The organism is Sorangium sp. So ce124 (assembly GCF_051525235.1).
In the GTDB taxonomy this organism is placed as follows: Bacteria; Myxococcota_A; Polyangia; order Polyangiales; family Polyangiaceae; genus Sorangium; species Sorangium atrum.
The window spans coordinates 2,254,441-2,271,885 of record NZ_CP150312.1; the positions used below are offsets into that span (position 1 = coordinate 2,254,441).

General features: G+C 65.0%; 19 protein-coding genes and 1 pseudogene. 14 read left to right on the plus strand and 6 right to left on the minus strand.

Annotated elements, in window-relative coordinates:
* Window positions 1-354: 354 nt before the first annotated feature.
* From WMF19_RS08490 to WMF19_RS08510, 5 genes are all read left to right on the plus strand, one after another.
* Window positions 355-1,308, plus strand: coding sequence for a toll/interleukin-1 receptor domain-containing protein (locus WMF19_RS08490; RefSeq protein ID WP_437898626.1), 954 nt, complete (start codon window positions 355-357; stop codon window positions 1,306-1,308).
* Window positions 1,309-1,381: 73 nt separating this feature from the next.
* A complete protein-coding gene (locus WMF19_RS08495; RefSeq protein WP_437898627.1) occupies window positions 1,382-2,137 on the plus strand; it encodes a hypothetical protein in 756 nt (251 codons plus the stop codon).
* Between the two features lie 41 nt (window positions 2,138-2,178).
* Entirely contained in the window at window positions 2,179-3,129 is a 951-nt protein-coding gene (locus WMF19_RS08500; protein WP_437898628.1) for a hypothetical protein, read from the plus strand.
* 148 nt (window positions 3,130-3,277) lie between these two features.
* Window positions 3,278-4,660 (plus strand): putative sensor domain DACNV-containing protein, encoded by a 1,383-nt coding sequence (locus WMF19_RS08505; protein ID WP_437898629.1) that lies wholly within the window; start codon window positions 3,278-3,280, stop codon window positions 4,658-4,660.
* 395 nt (window positions 4,661-5,055) lie between these two features.
* Complete coding sequence (locus WMF19_RS08510; RefSeq protein ID WP_437898630.1) at window positions 5,056-5,649, plus strand: hypothetical protein; 594 nt, start codon at window positions 5,056-5,058, stop codon at window positions 5,647-5,649.
* Between the two features lie 457 nt (window positions 5,650-6,106).
* On the opposite strand, the gene WMF19_RS08515 is transcribed toward WMF19_RS08510, so the two are convergent.
* Window positions 6,107-6,256 (minus strand): hypothetical protein, encoded by a 150-nt coding sequence (locus WMF19_RS08515; RefSeq protein WP_437898631.1) that lies wholly within the window; start codon window positions 6,254-6,256, stop codon window positions 6,107-6,109.
* A gap of 393 nt (window positions 6,257-6,649) precedes the next feature.
* Between WMF19_RS08515 and WMF19_RS08520 the strand changes: the two genes are divergently transcribed.
* From WMF19_RS08520 to WMF19_RS08530, 3 genes are all read left to right on the plus strand, one after another.
* Window positions 6,650-7,513, plus strand: a complete 864-nt coding sequence (locus WMF19_RS08520; protein WP_437893382.1) for a tyrosine-type recombinase/integrase — start codon at window positions 6,650-6,652, stop codon at window positions 7,511-7,513.
* Between the two features lie 6 nt (window positions 7,514-7,519).
* On the plus strand, window positions 7,520-8,794 hold the full coding sequence (locus tag WMF19_RS08525; protein ID WP_437893383.1) for an IS91 family transposase: 1,275 nt from the start codon (window positions 7,520-7,522) through the stop codon (window positions 8,792-8,794).
* 718 nt (window positions 8,795-9,512) lie between these two features.
* Window positions 9,513-9,899 (plus strand): hypothetical protein, encoded by a 387-nt coding sequence (locus WMF19_RS08530; RefSeq protein WP_437898632.1) that lies wholly within the window; start codon window positions 9,513-9,515, stop codon window positions 9,897-9,899.
* Window positions 9,900-9,970: 71 nt separating this feature from the next.
* On the opposite strand, the gene WMF19_RS08535 is transcribed toward WMF19_RS08530, so the two are convergent.
* Window positions 9,971-10,420 (minus strand): hypothetical protein, encoded by a 450-nt coding sequence (locus WMF19_RS08535; protein WP_437898633.1) that lies wholly within the window; start codon window positions 10,418-10,420, stop codon window positions 9,971-9,973.
* Window positions 10,396-10,638: a hypothetical protein gene (locus WMF19_RS08540; RefSeq protein ID WP_437898634.1), complete on the minus strand. Its 243-nt coding sequence runs from the start codon at window positions 10,636-10,638 to the stop codon at window positions 10,396-10,398. Before WMF19_RS08540 ends, WMF19_RS08535 begins: the two co-directional genes overlap by 25 nt.
* Before the next feature lie 40 nt (window positions 10,639-10,678).
* Here WMF19_RS08540 and WMF19_RS08545 point away from each other — a divergent pair, with 40 nt between their 5' ends.
* On the plus strand, window positions 10,679-10,921 hold the full coding sequence (locus WMF19_RS08545; protein WP_437898635.1) for a hypothetical protein: 243 nt from the start codon (window positions 10,679-10,681) through the stop codon (window positions 10,919-10,921).
* A 13-nt stretch (window positions 10,922-10,934) separates the two neighbouring features.
* Here the strand turns inward: WMF19_RS08545 and WMF19_RS08550 are convergent, their stop codons facing one another.
* Window positions 10,935-11,354, minus strand: a complete 420-nt coding sequence (locus WMF19_RS08550) for an outer membrane protein assembly factor BamB family protein (RefSeq protein WP_437898636.1) — start codon at window positions 11,352-11,354, stop codon at window positions 10,935-10,937.
* A gap of 140 nt (window positions 11,355-11,494) precedes the next feature.
* On the opposite strand from WMF19_RS08550, the gene WMF19_RS08555 reads away from it, so the two are divergent.
* Together WMF19_RS08555 and WMF19_RS08560 are read left to right on the plus strand one after the other, a co-directional pair.
* A complete protein-coding gene (locus tag WMF19_RS08555; protein WP_437898637.1) occupies window positions 11,495-11,824 on the plus strand; it encodes a hypothetical protein in 330 nt (109 codons plus the stop codon).
* A 169-nt stretch (window positions 11,825-11,993) separates the two neighbouring features.
* Window positions 11,994-12,905 carry an SDR family NAD(P)-dependent oxidoreductase gene (locus WMF19_RS08560; protein WP_437898638.1) on the plus strand — a complete coding sequence of 304 codons (912 nt, stop codon included), beginning with the start codon at window positions 11,994-11,996 and terminating at the stop codon, window positions 12,903-12,905.
* A 135-nt stretch (window positions 12,906-13,040) separates the two neighbouring features.
* On the opposite strand, the pseudogene WMF19_RS08565 reads toward WMF19_RS08560, so the two are convergent.
* Both WMF19_RS08565 and WMF19_RS08570 read right to left on the minus strand, forming a co-directional pair.
* Window positions 13,041-13,478: pseudogene (locus WMF19_RS08565) on the minus strand (sigma factor-like helix-turn-helix DNA-binding protein); the annotation flags it as partial.
* Window positions 13,479-13,594: 116 nt separating this feature from the next.
* Window positions 13,595-13,783 (minus strand): hypothetical protein, encoded by a 189-nt coding sequence (locus WMF19_RS08570; RefSeq protein ID WP_437898639.1) that lies wholly within the window; start codon window positions 13,781-13,783, stop codon window positions 13,595-13,597.
* A gap of 354 nt (window positions 13,784-14,137) precedes the next feature.
* Here WMF19_RS08570 and WMF19_RS08575 point away from each other — a divergent pair, with 354 nt between their 5' ends.
* The 3 genes from WMF19_RS08575 (at window position 14,138) to WMF19_RS08585 (ending at window position 17,387) form a co-directional block, all read left to right on the plus strand.
* Complete coding sequence (locus tag WMF19_RS08575) at window positions 14,138-15,001, plus strand: tyrosine-type recombinase/integrase (RefSeq protein WP_437893382.1); 864 nt, start codon at window positions 14,138-14,140, stop codon at window positions 14,999-15,001.
* Window positions 15,002-15,007: 6 nt separating this feature from the next.
* On the plus strand, window positions 15,008-16,282 hold the full coding sequence (locus WMF19_RS08580; RefSeq protein WP_437893383.1) for an IS91 family transposase: 1,275 nt from the start codon (window positions 15,008-15,010) through the stop codon (window positions 16,280-16,282).
* A 718-nt stretch (window positions 16,283-17,000) separates the two neighbouring features.
* On the plus strand, window positions 17,001-17,387 hold the full coding sequence (locus WMF19_RS08585; protein ID WP_437898632.1) for a hypothetical protein: 387 nt from the start codon (window positions 17,001-17,003) through the stop codon (window positions 17,385-17,387).
* Window positions 17,388-17,445 lie beyond the last annotated feature (58 nt).

The window sequence follows — 17,445 nt, forward strand, 5'->3', positions numbered from 1 at the left end:
CACCTGTTGCCCCTACTGCGCCATGGTCAGGCCACGACAAGACTTCGTCCATCCTGAAACCATCTCCTACATTCGCCGAATTGCGAGGCGTGAAATCATAGAGCCAGCCCTGTCGAAGATGTTTCGCGATTTTGGTTCCGGATTCCGCTCGAACAGCATGTTCAAGATCACGTTTTCAGGCCCTTCGGTCCGCAGCCCCCGACCAATTTCTGGGCCAGAGCCGGACGATCTGGTCCCAATACAGTGCTTGCAATGCGGCGGTACCTTCAAAGTGGAAGATGGGTGGCGCGGGACTGTGCATTGCCCGAACTGCCATACGGAACTGCTGCCACAGTAAATCGAGCGAGGATTATCATGCTCACCAGAAAAGAGATGGTCGACGCACTTTCCGACTTCAAAGCAGCGCGGGACGCCATAATCCATGCTGATGATGACGACTTTATTCATCATCTCCGTCTGTTCGTCAAGCAACTCGACCGCAATCCACTTTGCCAGGAAGTCCTCGCCAACCTCCCTTCCTTTGATGTCAACGCATGGTTAGACGCTCAAATCCGCGGTCGCGAGCACCGACGTGTCGTTCTTGACGCGCTCGACCTACCGGACAATAAGGATGAGCAATTGGCCATTTACCTGGACTTCGTGCGCTCTTTCGTCTCCGACGAACGAAAGCAAATGCGCGCGGAGGGCTTCGGTGCGCTGTTTGGAAAGCACAAGCGTTCCGACGCGTTTGGTGTGGCACAGTCGCTAATAATCCGCCCCTTCGCAGAGGACCTTTCCCGTCGAATTCGCGAGGCTGCCGCAATGACGAATCCAGATATGAGGGACTTGGCCGGTGTGCCGCTGCCTCGGATACCTTCCGAGAGCGAGCTCGGAGTCTTCCTGAGCCATAAATGGGTCAACAAAGAACGCGTTCGACGATATCACCGAGTGCTTGAAGATCTAGGCTATAGACCTTGGCTGGATGAGGAAGAAGTTGTAGCTGGCGACGTGCTCCATAGAGCCCTGGAAGCTGGTATGGAAAAATCCTGCGCCGCGGTGTTCTTTGTGACGCCCGACTTCCGCGATGACCGCTGGCTTGCTCAGGAAGTCGACTTCGCGATGAACCGTAAGATCGAACGCGCTGAGAAGTTCCAAATCATTACTCTTGTTTTCGATGGCGCCGAGGTTCCCAAGACTCTGAGGAGATCTGTGTTCGTGTCGGTGGACAATGATCTGGATGGCCTGCGTGCCATCGTTCGGGCGCTACCGATCGAACTGGGCCCCGCGCGATGGAAAGAACGCGTAGTTGCCGACAAGAAGGAACCCTAAACCCTAATTGGATATGACGCTCGGGCTTCGCCCCCGCGCAGCTGAATTCACATTAACCGGGCATCGATGCAACATGTCTTTCAAGGCAACCATCAAAGATGCGTACGTTGCGCTACGGTGTCTCTATTTGGAGACCGCCGCATGGAAGACTGGCCTTCTTGAAGTAGGCCGCGTCACCGTGCTCCTCAGCAACGACGAGACGTTCGTTGCCGAGGGCAAACTCAATGCCAGGGGTGGTTTGACTGGCATGGCGAAGCTCTACAAGCGCCTCGGCCTCGTCACCGGAGCTGAGCTGGAGTACGAGATTCCCAGCAAGAACACGATCGTCATTCAGACGCCCGACAAGGGAGATCGTGCGCAGCCGGAAGCCGCCAAAGCTGCAGATGCGGCAATCGCGCAGACGGTTTTCGAACGAAAAGCACTCAAGCACATTCATATTGAGCCGTTTCGAGCCGAGAATCTCCATCACTGGGAGCCGGAGACTGAGACGGATGTGTACCTCGCTTTCGGAGTTTTGCAGGAATTCACCGACTTCCAATATTGTTGCGGAGCCTCGAAAGCGCTGCTGTGCCGCCTTGGTGCGTTCGACGAGAGCGGCACCAAGCCGGACGCAATCCTCGTGGATCGAGCAACTGACCAGTACCTCATGGCAGAGTGGAAGATGCGATCCTCTGCCTTTGCAACTAACCATAAGCCGGAAGATGTTGACGTGCTGGTTTGCTGGATTGACGATGAAACCGCCCGCAATAATCTGCCTTTGCGCGTGGTCGCGTTGCAGGATGTCGCCCGGCTCGCTGCGGCTGATCGGTTGCAGGAAGAGATCGGCTAACTGCCCGGTGCTGCTGATTGACAAACAGTGAGAGAGGACCAATGAGCACACCTCGCTGGGACGAAACCTGGCACCGTCTTCGGGAGTGGACGTTCGGGCAAGGTCCGTCAGAGCGTCTCGCGGCCCAGATGTTACTCGCGGACGGCTTCTCCAACCTCGATCCAAGCCACCCGCTCGGCGGCAAAGACGGCGGCAAGGACGCCCTCTGCATCAGGGCAGGGCAGCTCTGGGCGATGGCGGTCTACTTCCCACGCGGGCAGCAGTCCTTTGCTGAGATCCGTAAGAAGTTTGCGTTTGATCTGGTTGGGGCCCGCGCGAACGGCGTCGACGGTCTCGCGTTCGTCACGAACCAAGAGCTGTCGCTCAGCGAACGGAAACAGCTAAATGCTTCGGCTGCTCCGACGGCTGTAGAGCTCTATCACTTAGAGCGCATTACGACACTACTTGACAGTGTGCCCATGGCGGCAACGCGCAAGCAGTTCTTGGGAATCGACCATGTAGAATCGACGATCGTCGATCGCTTCGAAGACCTCCGCAACGAAATGCTGGCAAACCAGAAGCGACTCGAGGCAATGCAGACTGGCGGCGACTCGTTTTGCTACTTCATGCTGTACTACTTCGACCTCGCCAATTCAATTGCGCAGAACTTCGCGGTGATCCGAAAGGGAGAATTCCCGCTCTACGACGTCAGAATGCGGGTGGTGGACATGGACACATCTCGCAACGTCTTTGAGCGACCATGGGGTGAGATTAACGCCCCGGCACAGTTCTTGGTTTTAAAATGGTCACTTGCTTCCTCTGTGTACTATCGAGCATTCTTCAGTGCGCGCAACGGGGCATGGCATCAAGACTTGATATTGAAGCGATCGAAGGCCGCTAATTGCTGGCTAGCCGCCACGCGTGTACTCGGCCGCAACGGTCGTGATGTGATATTTCTTCACATCGATGGTGAATATCTTCCCGAGTTCGGAGAGCCGTCGTGGAAATCGTGATCGGGCCGATCAGTAAGCCATTGTCGTTGACTAGATTTGCGTGATGCTCGTGCCAATGATTGCAGTGTGGTAGACGGCGTGCTCCCCGCTAGCATCACCGACTGTTTCGCAAGATGGACGTTGCCAACGTTAGAGTTTCCCAGGAATTATGAGTGATCTCGCCTTCCCAGACGAGCTTGTCTCGACACTCATCGAGCGGTACGCGGAATTAGAGGCGGACCCGATGCCGGACGCGCGCACGCTCTCAACGCTTCTGAAGATCGCATTCTTTGCAAGCCTCGAGCGCGAGGAGGGTAGATCGGCACGGTTTGCTCTGGGACTACTCCACCGCGCGCACCTGACCGGCCGAGCCACCGAAGGATGGGCGCCGCTGCTCTTCGCGACGCCACGGCCGGCGACCGTCTCTGAGATCGTTAAGCTCGCTCCAGCAACCGATCCTCGGCAAACACTGATCGGCGTCACTGCGTGCGCCGATGGAATGCAAATTATCGGACTTGCTCGCACGGGGCTCGACTCGTACCGCATGGCAAGGAACGAGTCGTCCTCCGGAGGCGGCAGTGTGCTCTGGTATCCGCGGGTATCTGTCGGAGGTCCCGGTCGCCTTAACATTGGCATTCATGATGCTGAATTGCTCCAGTATGCGGGCGGTGTTCTCCTAATGCCCGCGATCAACGTTTTAGGTTGCCCGGGTCTCGTCGTTGACACGTTGCGTGTTTTCGGTAACGAACGGGCCAGCGACGAGACCGAACGCAATGGATGGGCACTCACCCCGTCTATCATTGGGCAACTTTTACAGCGCATCGTCGACGAGGAACACGGTGGAACCGTCGTCGTTCTACCTTCGGAAGACGCCTTGCGGGACGTGGATACGAAATACTCGACTCACGGGGATGACCTGCTGACCGAGTTTCAGCAATATTGGAAGGCATTCATGAAACGCGGGCTCTCGGAGTCGCAAGCGCTCCAAGCTCAGACGAGGGCAAGCGAGCATGAGTCCTCGGACGATGCGGAGCGAGCTCGTCTCAACAGCGCCGCGTGGAACGAACTGCGCGAATGGGGGGCCCGCGAAAGGTACATGTCCGACGCCATTGATGGTCTCGCGAAACTTGCCGCTGTGGATGGTGCCCTTCTACTCGGACCTGACCTGACGATTCTCGGTTTTGGCGGGATGTTTCCTTGGGCGGACGCTGTGCCGCCCGTCCGGCAGGCGCTCGATTGTGTGCCGAGGAAGTGCGTTCCCTTCGACATTCGTCAGCTCGGATCGCGGCACCGCTCCGCGGCCTGGTTTTGCCATCGAAACCCGCGCACAGTCGCGTTCATCGCGTCCGAAGATGGCGCATTGAGCTGTATGCTCCGGCCGACTCCCGAGGATCCCGTTATCCTGTGGCGACCTGTGAGCCTTCAATGGCACGAGCCAAGTCTGCCGCCAAGTCGCATCGAGATGATGCGACGAGTGCTTGAGGCGACGCGGAACGTTCAGTATACTGACCAACAAGGTGATGCAGGCGACACGACTTCGCGACGCAGCTGAGCACTTGCGTCGTTGGGCGGAGCACAGACATGACACGGATGGTCGTTGACACGAATGTGGTTCGAAGTCTCGGTGCTGGCGAGCTTGAGCCGGACGACTTTGCGCTGCTCCGTAAGGCGGGCGTGTCTATCCACCTGGGAGATTCCACCGCGACGGAGCTCATCGCAGCACTTACGTCTCGGCGACTACTCTGGTCCCATTGGGTTCGCGCTCGTAACAGTCTCCAGCGTATCTTATCCCGTTCCCAGCCGATTCTCCTGGGCGGTCAGGAGGGCCTACAGGCCGCCGGCCTCCCGGTCCGTTACCATCGGTCACCTCACGAAATGGCGGAGACTGAGCTAGTTCTCCGTGCTTCGTGGCGCATACTTCAACGCGCCAACTCTTACGATGAACTCTTGCAGATTCGAGCCCAAGCGGGTCAGGGGACTGTCTCCTTCAACTCCCAGTTAACCCACAGCGTGGTGTCGGAGTTTCGCAATTCCTGGGCAAACGAAATCGACAACTTTTTCGTGAATGTTCTAAAGCTGGAACCGGGCATTCAGCAAAAGCTTCCCGCCCGAGGAGACTCCATTGAGGCCATTGAGGCCTGTCTCGCCTCCGCACGCGACGCACTCGACGGCGATCTGTACGCTCATGACCCGCCACCGTCTTTTCGCTTGGACGCCTTTCTGCGCGTTCGGGCGCTGGTGCTCCTGCGGCGACTGCGAAAGATGGAGCCGTACAATCCAGCGAAGCGCCAGAACGACTCCTTCGACCACGAGCTTCTGAAGTACCTCGCGTATCCGGCTGCCTTATGCTCGGACGACCGCCTACTTATCGCGAGCGTTCGAGCCACGAAGTCTTGGCAGGTGAGGTGGATCATCCGCCCACGTCAACTGCGCCAACGTCAGCTGGTTGAGTCTCTTGCTTCGCTAGACTGGCCATATGATGAACCTGCTCAACAAGCAAATGAAGCCGACAAGGACCCGGGAACCGGCTCGCCTTGCTGACAGACCCTGGACGGAGGCGGCGTCGTGTTGACGCTCACGCTGGCTGATGGTCCACCGAGCAGGCCGCTGGATGGCCATCGCGCGCGTGCGCGGTTGCGGTCAAGGAGAGCGATGGCCATCGCGTGGACGCGCGCCGCAGGGCGGCTCGCAATGGCCATCATCGTTCGTGGCCGTCGACGCCGGCGAGGTGTCCCTTCACCAGCGTCGAGCGGGCGCTGTTGCCGAGTAGGCTGTTTGATTCCCCGAAGATCCGGCACCGTGATGGCCATGATGGACGTCGATCTCCGCTCGCCGCGGTTGCAGCGAGGCGAGTCGCCGGGTCACCTCAGCGGTCGCAGGCGCCGACGCAACCACTGCGCGCGGGAGATCTCAGCAGAGCCTGCGGGCGCTGGCGAGCGGCAAGGCTCCGGCAGCGAGTCGACTCGAGCGGCGAGATCGACGTTCGCTCCAAGCTCACTCACCCCCCTGGTGCGACCGGCAACCCGAGCAGCCGACCGATCGCCTCGTGAACGACCCGGGCCGCCACCTCGTCCTCGAGGGCGACGGCGTGGCTCAGGGTGCTGGCGAGCGAGGCGATCACCGCAGCCCGACGTGACGGCTCGGTCACGGCGAGCTCCCCAAGCCCGGGGCTTGGCCCTTGGACCAAGCCGCTTCGCGGCAGCTCCTGTGCCTGCTGAGGTCGACCGCGATGACTGCTGCGACCGCGAGCGCGATGCGGACGAGGTGCAGGAGCTCGGCGTGAGGCTCAAGAAGCTGCTGCGGGCCCTGCTCCGTTAAGCATTGCGGATACCGAGCCGCGGTTTCCTGCCGCGGCTCGGATCCTTGTCTTCGCTGCGGTTGTCACGGCAGGCATTGCTGCCGCAGCGCGGATTTTGCCAGTATTTATTGCGAAAAAAGAGCCCGGCGCCGCGCAGGACTGGCCGCCCGCCGCCTCATTCCCTGCCCACCCTGCCGTTCGCGACGCCCCTGCCCGGGCGCCGCGTCCACCAGGAGGGCAGCGATGGGACAGCTCCGCGATCGAATGGCCGAAGACCTGAAGCTGCGGCGATACAAGCCGTCGACGTGCGACAATTACCTCCGCTGCGCACGGGCCTTCGTAGCCTACCACCGCAAGCCGCCGCAGCAGATGGGTCTCGACGAGGTGCGCGCGTTTTTGCTCTACCTCGCCGAGCAGCGAAAGATCGCGGAGGCGACCCAGCACCAGTACGTGGCGGCGATCAAGTTCCTCTACGCCACCACGCTCGGGCGTCCGGAGGTCGCCGTCGCGATCCCCTGGCCGAAGGTACCCCAGAAGCTGCCGCCGGTCCTCAGCGGCACCGAGGTCGAGGCGCTGCTCAACGCGATCGGCTCGGTCAAGCAGCGCACGATCGTCCTGACGGCGTACGGCGCCGGTCTGCGGATCGATGAGGTCTGCTCGCTGCGGGTCGAGGACGTCGACAGCAAGCGCAACCTCATCCACGTCCGCAATGGCAAGCTCGGGCGTGATCGGTACGTGATGCTCAGCGCCCCCGTGCTGACCGCGCTGCGCATCTACTGGCGGGCGGAGAGACCCGCTGGACCGGAGCTGTTCCCGGGTCGCAAGCAGGGCTCGGTCATCTCGCACGAGGCGGTGCGCAACGCGCTGCGCGAGGCGGCGAGGCGCTGCAAGCTGCACAAGCGCGTCACCCCGCACGTGCTGCGGCACAGCTTCGCCACCCACCTGCTCGAGCTCGGCACCGACATCCGCGTCATCCAGGCCCTGCTCGGCCATCGCTCCATCCGCACCACCGTCCGCTACGTCCGCGTCAGCCAGGCTCACGTCGGTCGCACCCGCAGCCCGGTCGAGGTGCTCGGCACCCAGGAGGCCAAGAAGAAGCTCGGCTGAGGTCGCGTGCACCCGCATCGCCTGGCGCCGCGGCCCGCGGCGACGGGTAGGCCTCGTCTCGAGGTCGCGGATATCGTCCGCGCCCACGGCGAGGCCTACCTGCGCGCCCACGCCGTCTCCGCCGCCCAGCGCAAGGTCCTACGCGACATCGCCGCGTGCAGGACCGCGGTGCTGGGCGGCCATGTCGACGTGTGCACGAGCTGCGGCCACGAGCAGCCCTCGTACAACTCCTGCCGCAACCGCCACTGTCCCAAGTGCCAGAGCCTCAGCCAGGCCAGGTGGATCGCCGAGCGGCAGCAGCGCATCCTGCCGACGCACTACTTCCACGTCGTCTTCACGCTCCCGGCTGAGCTGCGCCCGCTGGCGCTCGTCAACCCGCAGACGGTCTTCGATCTGCTCTTCCAGTGCGGCTCGCAGACCCTGCTCACGCTCGGCCGCGATCCCAGGCGGCTCGGCGCCGACATCGGTGTCACCGCCGTGCTGCACACCTGGAGCCGCAATCTCAGCTTCCATCCGCACCTGCACTGCATCGTCACGGGCGGTGGGCTCTCGCTCGACGGCTCGCGCTGGATCGAGGGGCGGCGCGGCTACCTCTTCCCTGTGCAGGTCCTCGGCAAGCTCTTCCGTGGCAAGTTGCTCGCCGCGCTCCGGCAGGCCTATGATCAAGGAGAGCTCGACCTGACCGGCGAGGCCGCCGCGCTGGCCAACCCCGCTGCCTTCGCTGCGCTGCTCGGCGCGCTCTACCGCAAACCCTGGGTGGTGTACGCCAAGCCGCCCTTCGCTGGGCCCGAGCAGGTCTTTGCTTACCTCGGTCGCTATACCCACCGTGTCGGGCTGTCCAATCACCGGCTGCGGTGGATGGATGAGCGCGGCGTGTGCTTCCGGACCCGCGGAGACAAGACCGTGACGCTCTCCGCAGAGGAGTTTCTGCGTCGCTTCCTGCTGCACGTGCTGCCTCATCGCTTCGTGAAGATCCGACACTTCGGCTTGATGGCTGCGTGTCACGCCACCACCACGCTCGAGGTGGCACGCACGAGGATCCTGGCGGCGCGAGACGCAGGGCAGTGCGCTGTCGGGGGAGATGAGCACCGGGAAGCCAGCTCTCACGAGCACGAGCCCTCTGCGCGCCACGTCGTCAAGGTCGACTGGTGCACGCTGCTCGCCGAGCTCACGGGGATCGACCTGTCCATCTGTCCTCGCTGCGGTCAGGCTGCGATGGCTCGCCGCCCGCTGCCGTCGTGCGTCGTCGCCTCTTCCGCTGCCCCTCCGGACACGTCATGAGCATTGCTGGCCTGGGCAGGAGCAACAACACCACCTCCGTTGCGCGGCGGTCAGGGATCGATCCGCCTTCTGCGCCGTCCACGTCGGCGGCGTGCGTGCTTCTGGGCCTCCGTCGGCGCCGCGCTCTGCCTCGGCACGTCTGCGCCCAACGTCGTGGCGGCGGGATGCACCACGCGTGCGAGCCCCGCCACGCCCGCCCTCTGCTGCCTTCTCGGGCAGGATCTCCATAGGCCTCGCGACCGCCTCGCCCGGCCGCGAACCGGCCCGGTCCAACCCGACGTTTGCGGGACTGCGCCGGGACCTCGCCGCCGCTGCTGCTCAGGCGCAGTCCCGCAAACGCCTATTCATTGGGCCCGGGTTGGGCCCACGCCTTCCGGGGGGTGCGATCCGTCGTCACGCTTTCCCCAAATCCCTGGGAAGCGACGGATCGCGACGGTTCGCCCCCGCGGGATCGTCCCGCCAGAGAAACCGGTCTCGAGCGCAGACAGTCACCGAAGCGGGCGCGCGCGTCGAAGCAGGCCCAGCTGGCTGCCGCGGTGCCGGTGGCTGGGGATCGCGCCGGCTTGATCGAGATCCAGTCCGCGCCAGCGGACGCGCGGTTTGTGTTCGGCGACTCGATCGTCCAGGGAGGACGCCGCTGTTTCAAGCCTCGGGCGCGACGCAGCCTGTTCGCGTAGACTTCGCAGGCATGGGTCTTCCTCGCCGAGCCCGGACAATTGTGATCGACGACGAGCGCTACCGATGGCTCGTTACCGAGCCGGAGCGTTGGATTGAGAACGCCTCCGCATGGGACGATGTCCTCAGGGCCCGCAGGCTCACCCTCGTCGTTCAGCATGAAGGCGGTCGTGGTCAGAAGCTGCTCGCGTGGGTGCCGGTCTATCGCACGCCCATCCACCACGCTGATGTGACCGTTCCTTGCGGGAACGGCGTCGTCTCCCTGCTCACCCCTCATCAAGAAGCCGTCGTCTCATCGGCTCTCGTACGACGGGTCATCGAGTATGCATTGCAGCGAGGGTGGAAACCGTCAGAGTCCGGCAGCGACTTCACCGTTCCAGAAGATGCGCTCGGAACGCTGCTGCACGAATCTCAACCTGGGCTCAAGTAAGAGCTCGCGGCTTGCGGGCCGGCGGGCGGCTCTCGTCCCGAGACGGCGGAGGCACAGAGCACGGCCTCGGGCTAGTCGTCCTCCTCGACGTCGTGCTCGATCTCGAGATGCCCGTGCCGCCGGAGGTAACGGAGCATCCGCCCGACGGCGTGCTCTAGGACCTGACCGACCTCGCGCGTTCGCAGGTGACCGAGCTCGTTCCACACGAGCTCGGTGCCGTCTTCGTGATAAGCCGCGTCGAGGAAGACCACGTGCAGATGCGGATTGAGCCGCATGTCGCCGGACGTGCGTTGCACGACGGTCACCGCGCCGCTCTTGGCCGCGCCGCACGCGCCTCGGCGCGCGGCGCGCTCTTCGTGGAACCGCTCCACGCTCTCGACGAAGATGCGGGTCAGCACGCCGAACGACGCCCCGTCCTGGGCGAGCCTGCGCCGCCACGGAAACGGAAACGTCAACACCCACGGACGGTGCGCCACCTCGGGCAGGACGTCCTCGTTCAGGTTCGCCGCCGTGGCACACATGCGTCGGCCCAGACACGACGGGCAGAAGCCGCGTCCTTTACAGCTGAAGGCACCAGCCGACTCTCTTCGCAGCGCTCGCACCGGAGCCGCGCGAACCCGCGGCAGAGCAGCCCGCAGTCGAGGTAGGCTTCGAGCTCCTTCTTCGCGTGCTTGGGTGTCCGGACGGCGATGGCGCCGTCGTCGATGGCCCCGTACAGCGTCTCCACGTTGTCGCGCACGATCTCGTAGAGCGTCGTCTTCTCGGGACGATGGCTCCTCGTGCGGTGCCTCCGGGACGCGGCCGAGCCGGAGCAGGCGTTCGCGGCCTTCGAGCGTCTGCGGCGGCCGCGCGTCGAGGCGATCGTCCGCCAAGCGCGGCGGCACGGCAGCCGCAAGGCGATCGCCGGTCCGGTGGCCGAGTGGTTCCGCGACCGGGCGCTGCCGCTGTTCCTGCGGCTCGGCGCGGCGGTGCAGGCGCGCGTGCACGCGTACCGGATCGACTGGGAGGCGCGGGCGGCGTAGCGCCGGGGGGGCGTCAGTCCTTGTCGTCCGGCTGCGCCACATTGTCCGGCACGCCCAGGGCGACCGGGCCCATCCCCTTGCTCTTGAACTGGTTGTGCCAGAGGCTCTTGCCGGTGAGCGAGAAACACTCCACCTCGCCCTGCTTGGCGACGTAGAGCCGGTCTCCCTCCAGGAGGAGCGTGGCGCGGCCCTGCGTGGCGGCCTTCACCTCCCAGAGCAGCTCGCCCGTCGGGTAATGCAGACAGGCGACGCGGCTGAAGCTCGCCGCGTAGATCGCCGCAGGCGTGATCAGGAGCGCTGTGGAAGAGAAACCGACCCCGGCCTGCTTGTACTCCCAGAGCACGCGCCCGGTGGCCGGGTCGACGCCGAAGATCTGATCCCGGAACGCCGCCACCAGCACCGGCGCCGCCGCGATTGTTCGGTATTCGCTCATACGTCCCCTCGCTTCCTGATTGCGTCCAGCGAGCTATCAGCGGGGGGGCGGCGCGGCAAGGTGCGAGCACGTGCGGGGTCGCGAGCCGCGCGCACGGCGGGCTCGATAAAAGCCATGCCGGTCATCTGGTTGCTCGCGATATGACGCATCCCTGGCTCAGGAAATGGTCGGTCTCGGACTTCGGCCAGCGAATCTACCTCGTACGCGCGAACCACGCGCCCGATGATCCCTCCAGGGCACACCTGGAGCGCGTCCCGCCCCTGTTTGCATCGTCCGCGATCGATGCCCGGCGGAGCGAGGATCTCCACGTCCTTCAGGAGATCTACTGCGAGCTCACCCTCTGCGGCCGGTCGAGCCTGCATCAGCAGGACCAGCGAATTCTCCGCGACCGGATCGCCGCCCGGGTGCGTCAGGCCTTGAAGCACGGAGAGCTCGTCGCTCTTCGCGAGATCCACGCCTCGGCATTGTAGACAATATTACATATCCGAGTAAACTCGTTGGATCTGTTAGTATTTATACGCGGATCAGTGGATCGTATTTCTTGTATGTTATGCCAACCGCCGGTCGTTGGCGGAAAACTCTTGACAGGTCGGAATGGCTTCGCGCGGGCTATCCTCGGTGGCACGCTAGCGCGAACGCTTGGACGGCCTCGAGCTCGTCAAGGCGAGCCCGCGGCGCCGCGAACGTCGCGACGAGCACCGGCGGTCCCTCGGGCCGCTCCTCTTCGCCGTCGTCCCGTCAGCTGGAGACAGCCAGTCTTTCGATCCATTCCAATACTTATTACACGGAGTTGAGATTGCCATGCTCAGCAATAAAGTCGTTTTGATCACCGGGGCCACATCGGGAATCGGGGCCGCGACAGCGATCGCGGCGGCGCGGGCCGGCGCCAAGGTGGTGCTGGCCGCGCGACGCCAGGAGATGGGCGACGCGCTCGTGGCCCGCATCAAGGTGGAGGGTGGAAACGCGCTGTTCGTCCGCACCGACGTCACCGTCGAGGCGGACATCCAGGCTCTGATCGAGCGCACCGTGGAGGCCCATGGGCGGCTGGACAGCGTCTTCAACAACGCCGGTATCGCCACCGCGCTCGGGCCGCTCGCGGACGTGCCGGTCGCCGATTACCTCGCTCTCATGCAGGTCAACCTGCACAGCATCTATCTGTGCATGAGGTATCAAGTGCCCGTCATGAAGAAGGGCGGCGGCGGCTCGATCGTCAACTGCGGCTCGATCGCCTCCACGGTCTCTGCGCCCGGGTTCGGCGTCTATGCCGCGACCAAGCACGCGATCCTCGGCCTCACCAAGTCTGCGGCCATCGACTACGCGGCGGACAAGATTCGCGTCAATGCCATCCTGCCCGGCCCGGTGGAGACCGAGATCTGGGATCATATGCAAAGCGGCGAGCAGGTGCTCGACGCCTTCGGCGCGGCCACGCTGATGAAGCGGTACGCGCACGCAGACGAGATCGCTCGACCGGCGGTCTTCCTGCTGTCCGACTGGTCGTCGTACATGACCGGCACGCAGCTGACCGTGGACGGCGGCTACACCGCAGTGTGACCCGGGGCAGCGCGCCTCGGAAGATCCAGGCGCGCTGCCGGCACCTCGCCGCGACGTCGTTCCCGAGGAGCGCATGCTCGCGCAGATCGTGAGCCGGCCCCCTGAGACGGTTCGTACGATGCTGCCGAACATCAGCCGGTAGAAGCGCTCGTTGGCGGCGCGCCCGGAGACCCAGGTTGGCGCCGGCGGCATGGTGGTGCGCATGTCTTCGTGGAACAACGCGACCAGGGCATCCAGGTTCGCCTCCTCGAAGGCGCGCACGTACTGTTCGAGCAGACGCGGATCCACTTGCGTGGTCCTCGCGATGTCGACCGGCTCCGCCCCGCCGATCTTGCTGCCGGTCGCGGAGCGGGCGCGGAACAACGCGCTGTTCGCGGCCTCCACGCTCGTAGCGAGCGCTTGCGCCGTCTCCGCCGCCGACAGTCCGACCACGTCGCGGAGCAGCAGCGTCGCGCGCTGCAGCGGGGACAGGCATTGTAGGGCCGCCACGAAGGCCAAGGCGACGCTCTCCTTGAGCGCGTGGCGCGCTTGGGGGTCGCGCTCCTCGACGCCTTCCAGCCAGGCGCTGGGCATGGGCTCCAGCCAGACGGGCTCTTCGACGCGCGGAGGTGGGGGCACGCGCGTGAGCCATGACTCGAGGTGCGGAAACTCGGCCAGCGAGAGCCCGCACAGGGGCGGCGAGCGCGGACTCACCCCTCTGGTGCGACCGGCAGCCCGAGCAGCCGGCCGAGCGCCTCGTGAACGACCCGGGCCGCCACCTCGTCCCCGAGGGCGACGGCGCGGCTCAGGATGCTGGCGAGCGAGGCCAGCACGACCGCTCGAGGCGGCGGATCGGTCGCGACGCGCTCCCCAGGCCCCGGGCTTGACGCTTGGACCAAGCCGCTTCGCGGCAGCTCCTGTGCCTGCTGAGGTCGACCGCGATGACTGCTGCGACCGCGAGCGCGATGCGGACGAGGTGCAGGAGCTCGGCGTGAGGCTCAAGAAGCTGCTGCGGGCCCTGCTCCGTTAAGCATTGCGGATACCGAGCCGCGGTTTCCTGCCGCGGCTCGGATCCTTGTCTTCGCTGCGGTTGTCACGGCAGGCATTGCTGCCGCAGCGCGGATTTTGCCAGTATTTATTGCGAAAAAAGAGCCCGGCGCCGCGCAGGACTGGCCGCCCGCCGCCTCATTCCCTGCCCACCCTGCCGTTCGCGACGCCCCTGCCCGGGCGCCGCGTCCACCAGGAGGGCAGCGATGGGACAGCTCCGCGATCGAATGGCCGAAGACCTGAAGCTGCGGCGATACAAGCCGTCGACGTGCGACAATTACCTCCGCTGCGCACGGGCCTTCGTAGCCTACCACCGCAAGCCGCCGCAGCAGATGGGTCTCGACGAGGTGCGCGCGTTTTTGCTCTACCTCGCCGAGCAGCGAAAGATCGCGGAGGCGACCCAGCACCAGTACGTGGCGGCGATCAAGTTCCTCTACGCCACCACGCTCGGGCGTCCGGAGGTCGCCGTCGCGATCCCCTGGCCGAAGGTACCCCAGAAGCTGCCGCCGGTCCTCAGCGGCACCGAGGTCGAGGCGCTGCTCAACGCGATCGGCTCGGTCAAGCAGCGCACGATCGTCCTGACGGCGTACGGCGCCGGTCTGCGGATCGATGAGGTCTGCTCGCTGCGGGTCGAGGACGTCGACAGCAAGCGCAACCTCATCCACGTCCGCAATGGCAAGCTCGGGCGTGATCGGTACGTGATGCTCAGCGCCCCCGTGCTGACCGCGCTGCGCATCTACTGGCGGGCGGAGAGACCCGCTGGACCGGAGCTGTTCCCGGGTCGCAAGCAGGGCTCGGTCATCTCGCACGAGGCGGTGCGCAACGCGCTGCGCGAGGCGGCGAGGCGCTGCAAGCTGCACAAGCGCGTCACCCCGCACGTGCTGCGGCACAGCTTCGCCACCCACCTGCTCGAGCTCGGCACCGACATCCGCGTCATCCAGGCCCTGCTCGGCCATCGCTCCATCCGCACCACCGTCCGCTACGTCCGCGTCAGCCAGGCTCACGTCGGTCGCACCCGCAGCCCGGTCGAGGTGCTCGGCACCCAGGAGGCCAAGAAGAAGCTCGGCTGAGGTCGCGTGCACCCGCATCGCCTGGCGCCGCGGCCCGCGGCGACGGGTAGGCCTCGTCTCGAGGTCGCGGATATCGTCCGCGCCCACGGCGAGGCCTACCTGCGCGCCCACGCCGTCTCCGCCGCCCAGCGCAAGGTCCTACGCGACATCGCCGCGTGCAGGACCGCGGTGCTGGGCGGCCATGTCGACGTGTGCACGAGCTGCGGCCACGAGCAGCCCTCGTACAACTCCTGCCGCAACCGCCACTGTCCCAAGTGCCAGAGCCTCAGCCAGGCCAGGTGGATCGCCGAGCGGCAGCAGCGCATCCTGCCGACGCACTACTTCCACGTCGTCTTCACGCTCCCGGCTGAGCTGCGCCCGCTGGCGCTCGTCAACCCGCAGACGGTCTTCGATCTGCTCTTCCAGTGCGGCTCGCAGACCCTGCTCACGCTCGGCCGCGATCCCAGGCGGCTCGGCGCCGACATCGGTGTCACCGCCGTGCTGCACACCTGGAGCCGCAATCTCAGCTTCCATCCGCACCTGCACTGCATCGTCACGGGCGGTGGGCTCTCGCTCGACGGCTCGCGCTGGATCGAGGGGCGGCGCGGCTACCTCTTCCCTGTGCAGGTCCTCGGCAAGCTCTTCCGTGGCAAGTTGCTCGCCGCGCTCCGGCAGGCCTATGATCAAGGAGAGCTCGACCTGACCGGCGAGGCCGCCGCGCTGGCCAACCCCGCTGCCTTCGCTGCGCTGCTCGGCGCGCTCTACCGCAAACCCTGGGTGGTGTACGCCAAGCCGCCCTTCGCTGGGCCCGAGCAGGTCTTTGCTTACCTCGGTCGCTATACCCACCGTGTCGGGCTGTCCAATCACCGGCTGCGGTGGATGGATGAGCGCGGCGTGTGCTTCCGGACCCGCGGAGACAAGACCGTGACGCTCTCCGCAGAGGAGTTTCTGCGTCGCTTCCTGCTGCACGTGCTGCCTCATCGCTTCGTGAAGATCCGACACTTCGGCTTGATGGCTGCGTGTCACGCCACCACCACGCTCGAGGTGGCACGCACGAGGATCCTGGCGGCGCGAGACGCAGGGCAGTGCGCTGTCGGGGGAGATGAGCACCGGGAAGCCAGCTCTCACGAGCACGAGCCCTCTGCGCGCCACGTCGTCAAGGTCGACTGGTGCACGCTGCTCGCCGAGCTCACGGGGATCGACCTGTCCATCTGTCCTCGCTGCGGTCAGGCTGCGATGGCTCGCCGCCCGCTGCCGTCGTGCGTCGTCGCCTCTTCCGCTGCCCCTCCGGACACGTCATGAGCATTGCTGGCCTGGGCAGGAGCAACAACACCACCTCCGTTGCGCGGCGGTCAGGGATCGATCCGCCTTCTGCGCCGTCCACGTCGGCGGCGTGCGTGCTTCTGGGCCTCCGTCGGCGCCGCGCTCTGCCTCGGCACGTCTGCGCCCAACGTCGTGGCGGCGGGATGCACCACGCGTGCGAGCCCCGCCACGCCCGCCCTCTGCTGCCTTCTCGGGCAGGATCTCCATAGGCCTCGCGACCGCCTCGCCCGGCCGCGAACCGGCCCGGTCCAACCCGACGTTTGCGGGACTGCGCCGGGACCTCGCCGCCGCTGCTGCTCAGGCGCAGTCCCGCAAACGCCTATTCATTGGGCCCGGGTTGGGCCCACGCCTTCCGGGGGGTGCGATCCGTCGTCACGCTTTCCCCAAATCCCTGGGAAGCGACGGATCGCGACGGTTCGCCCCCGCGGGATCGTCCCGCCAGAGAAACCGGTCTCGAGCGCAGACAGTCACCGAAGCGGGCGCGCGCGTCGAAGCAGGCCCAGCTGGCTGCCGCGGTGCCGGTGGCTGGGGATCGCGCCGGCTTGATCGAGATCCAGTCCGCGCCAGCGGACGCGCGGTTTGTGTTCGGCGACTCGATCGTCCAGGGAGGACGCCGCTGTTTCAAGCCTCGGGCGCGACGCAGCCTGTTCGCGTAGACTTCGCAGGCATGGGTCTTCCTCGCCGAGCCCGGACAATTGTGATCGACGACGAGCGCTACCGATGGCTCGTTACCGAGCCGGAGCGTTGGATTGAGAACGCCTCCGCATGGGACGATGTCCTCAGGGCCCGCAGGCTCACCCTCGTCGTTCAGCATGAAGGCGGTCGTGGTCAGAAGCTGCTCGCGTGGGTGCCGGTCTATCGCACGCCCATCCACCACGCTGATGTGACCGTTCCTTGCGGGAACGGCGTCGTCTCCCTGCTCACCCCTCATCAAGAAGCCGTCGTCTCATCGGCTCTCGTACGACGGGTCATCGAGTATGCATTGCAGCGAGGGTGGAAACCGTCAGAGTCCGGCAGCGACTTCACCGTTCCAGAAGATGCGCTCGGAACGCTGCTGCACGAATCTCAACCTGGGCTCAAGTAAGAGCTCGCGGCTTGCGGGCCGGCGGGCGGCTCTCGTCCCGAGACGGCGGAGGCACAGA

Excerpts from the sequence above, each read along its gene's own strand:
- WMF19_RS08490 (WP_437898626.1), top strand. The coding sequence starts at position 355 with ATGCTCACCAGAAAAGAGATGGTCGACGCACTTTCCGACTTCAAAGCA.
- WMF19_RS08495 (WP_437898627.1), top strand. The coding sequence starts at position 1,382 with ATGTCTTTCAAGGCAACCATCAAAGATGCGTACGTTGCGCTACGGTGT.
- WMF19_RS08500 (WP_437898628.1), top strand. The coding sequence starts at position 2,179 with ATGAGCACACCTCGCTGGGACGAAACCTGGCACCGTCTTCGGGAGTGG.
- WMF19_RS08505 (WP_437898629.1), top strand. The coding sequence starts at position 3,278 with ATGAGTGATCTCGCCTTCCCAGACGAGCTTGTCTCGACACTCATCGAG.
- WMF19_RS08520 (WP_437893382.1), top strand. The coding sequence starts at position 6,650 with ATGGGACAGCTCCGCGATCGAATGGCCGAAGACCTGAAGCTGCGGCGA.
- WMF19_RS08535 (WP_437898633.1), bottom strand. The coding sequence starts at position 10,420 with ATGTGTGCCACGGCGGCGAACCTGAACGAGGACGTCCTGCCCGAGGTG.
- WMF19_RS08550 (WP_437898636.1), bottom strand. The coding sequence starts at position 11,354 with ATGAGCGAATACCGAACAATCGCGGCGGCGCCGGTGCTGGTGGCGGCG.
- WMF19_RS08555 (WP_437898637.1), top strand. The coding sequence starts at position 11,495 with ATGACGCATCCCTGGCTCAGGAAATGGTCGGTCTCGGACTTCGGCCAG.
- WMF19_RS08575 (WP_437893382.1), top strand. The coding sequence starts at position 14,138 with ATGGGACAGCTCCGCGATCGAATGGCCGAAGACCTGAAGCTGCGGCGA.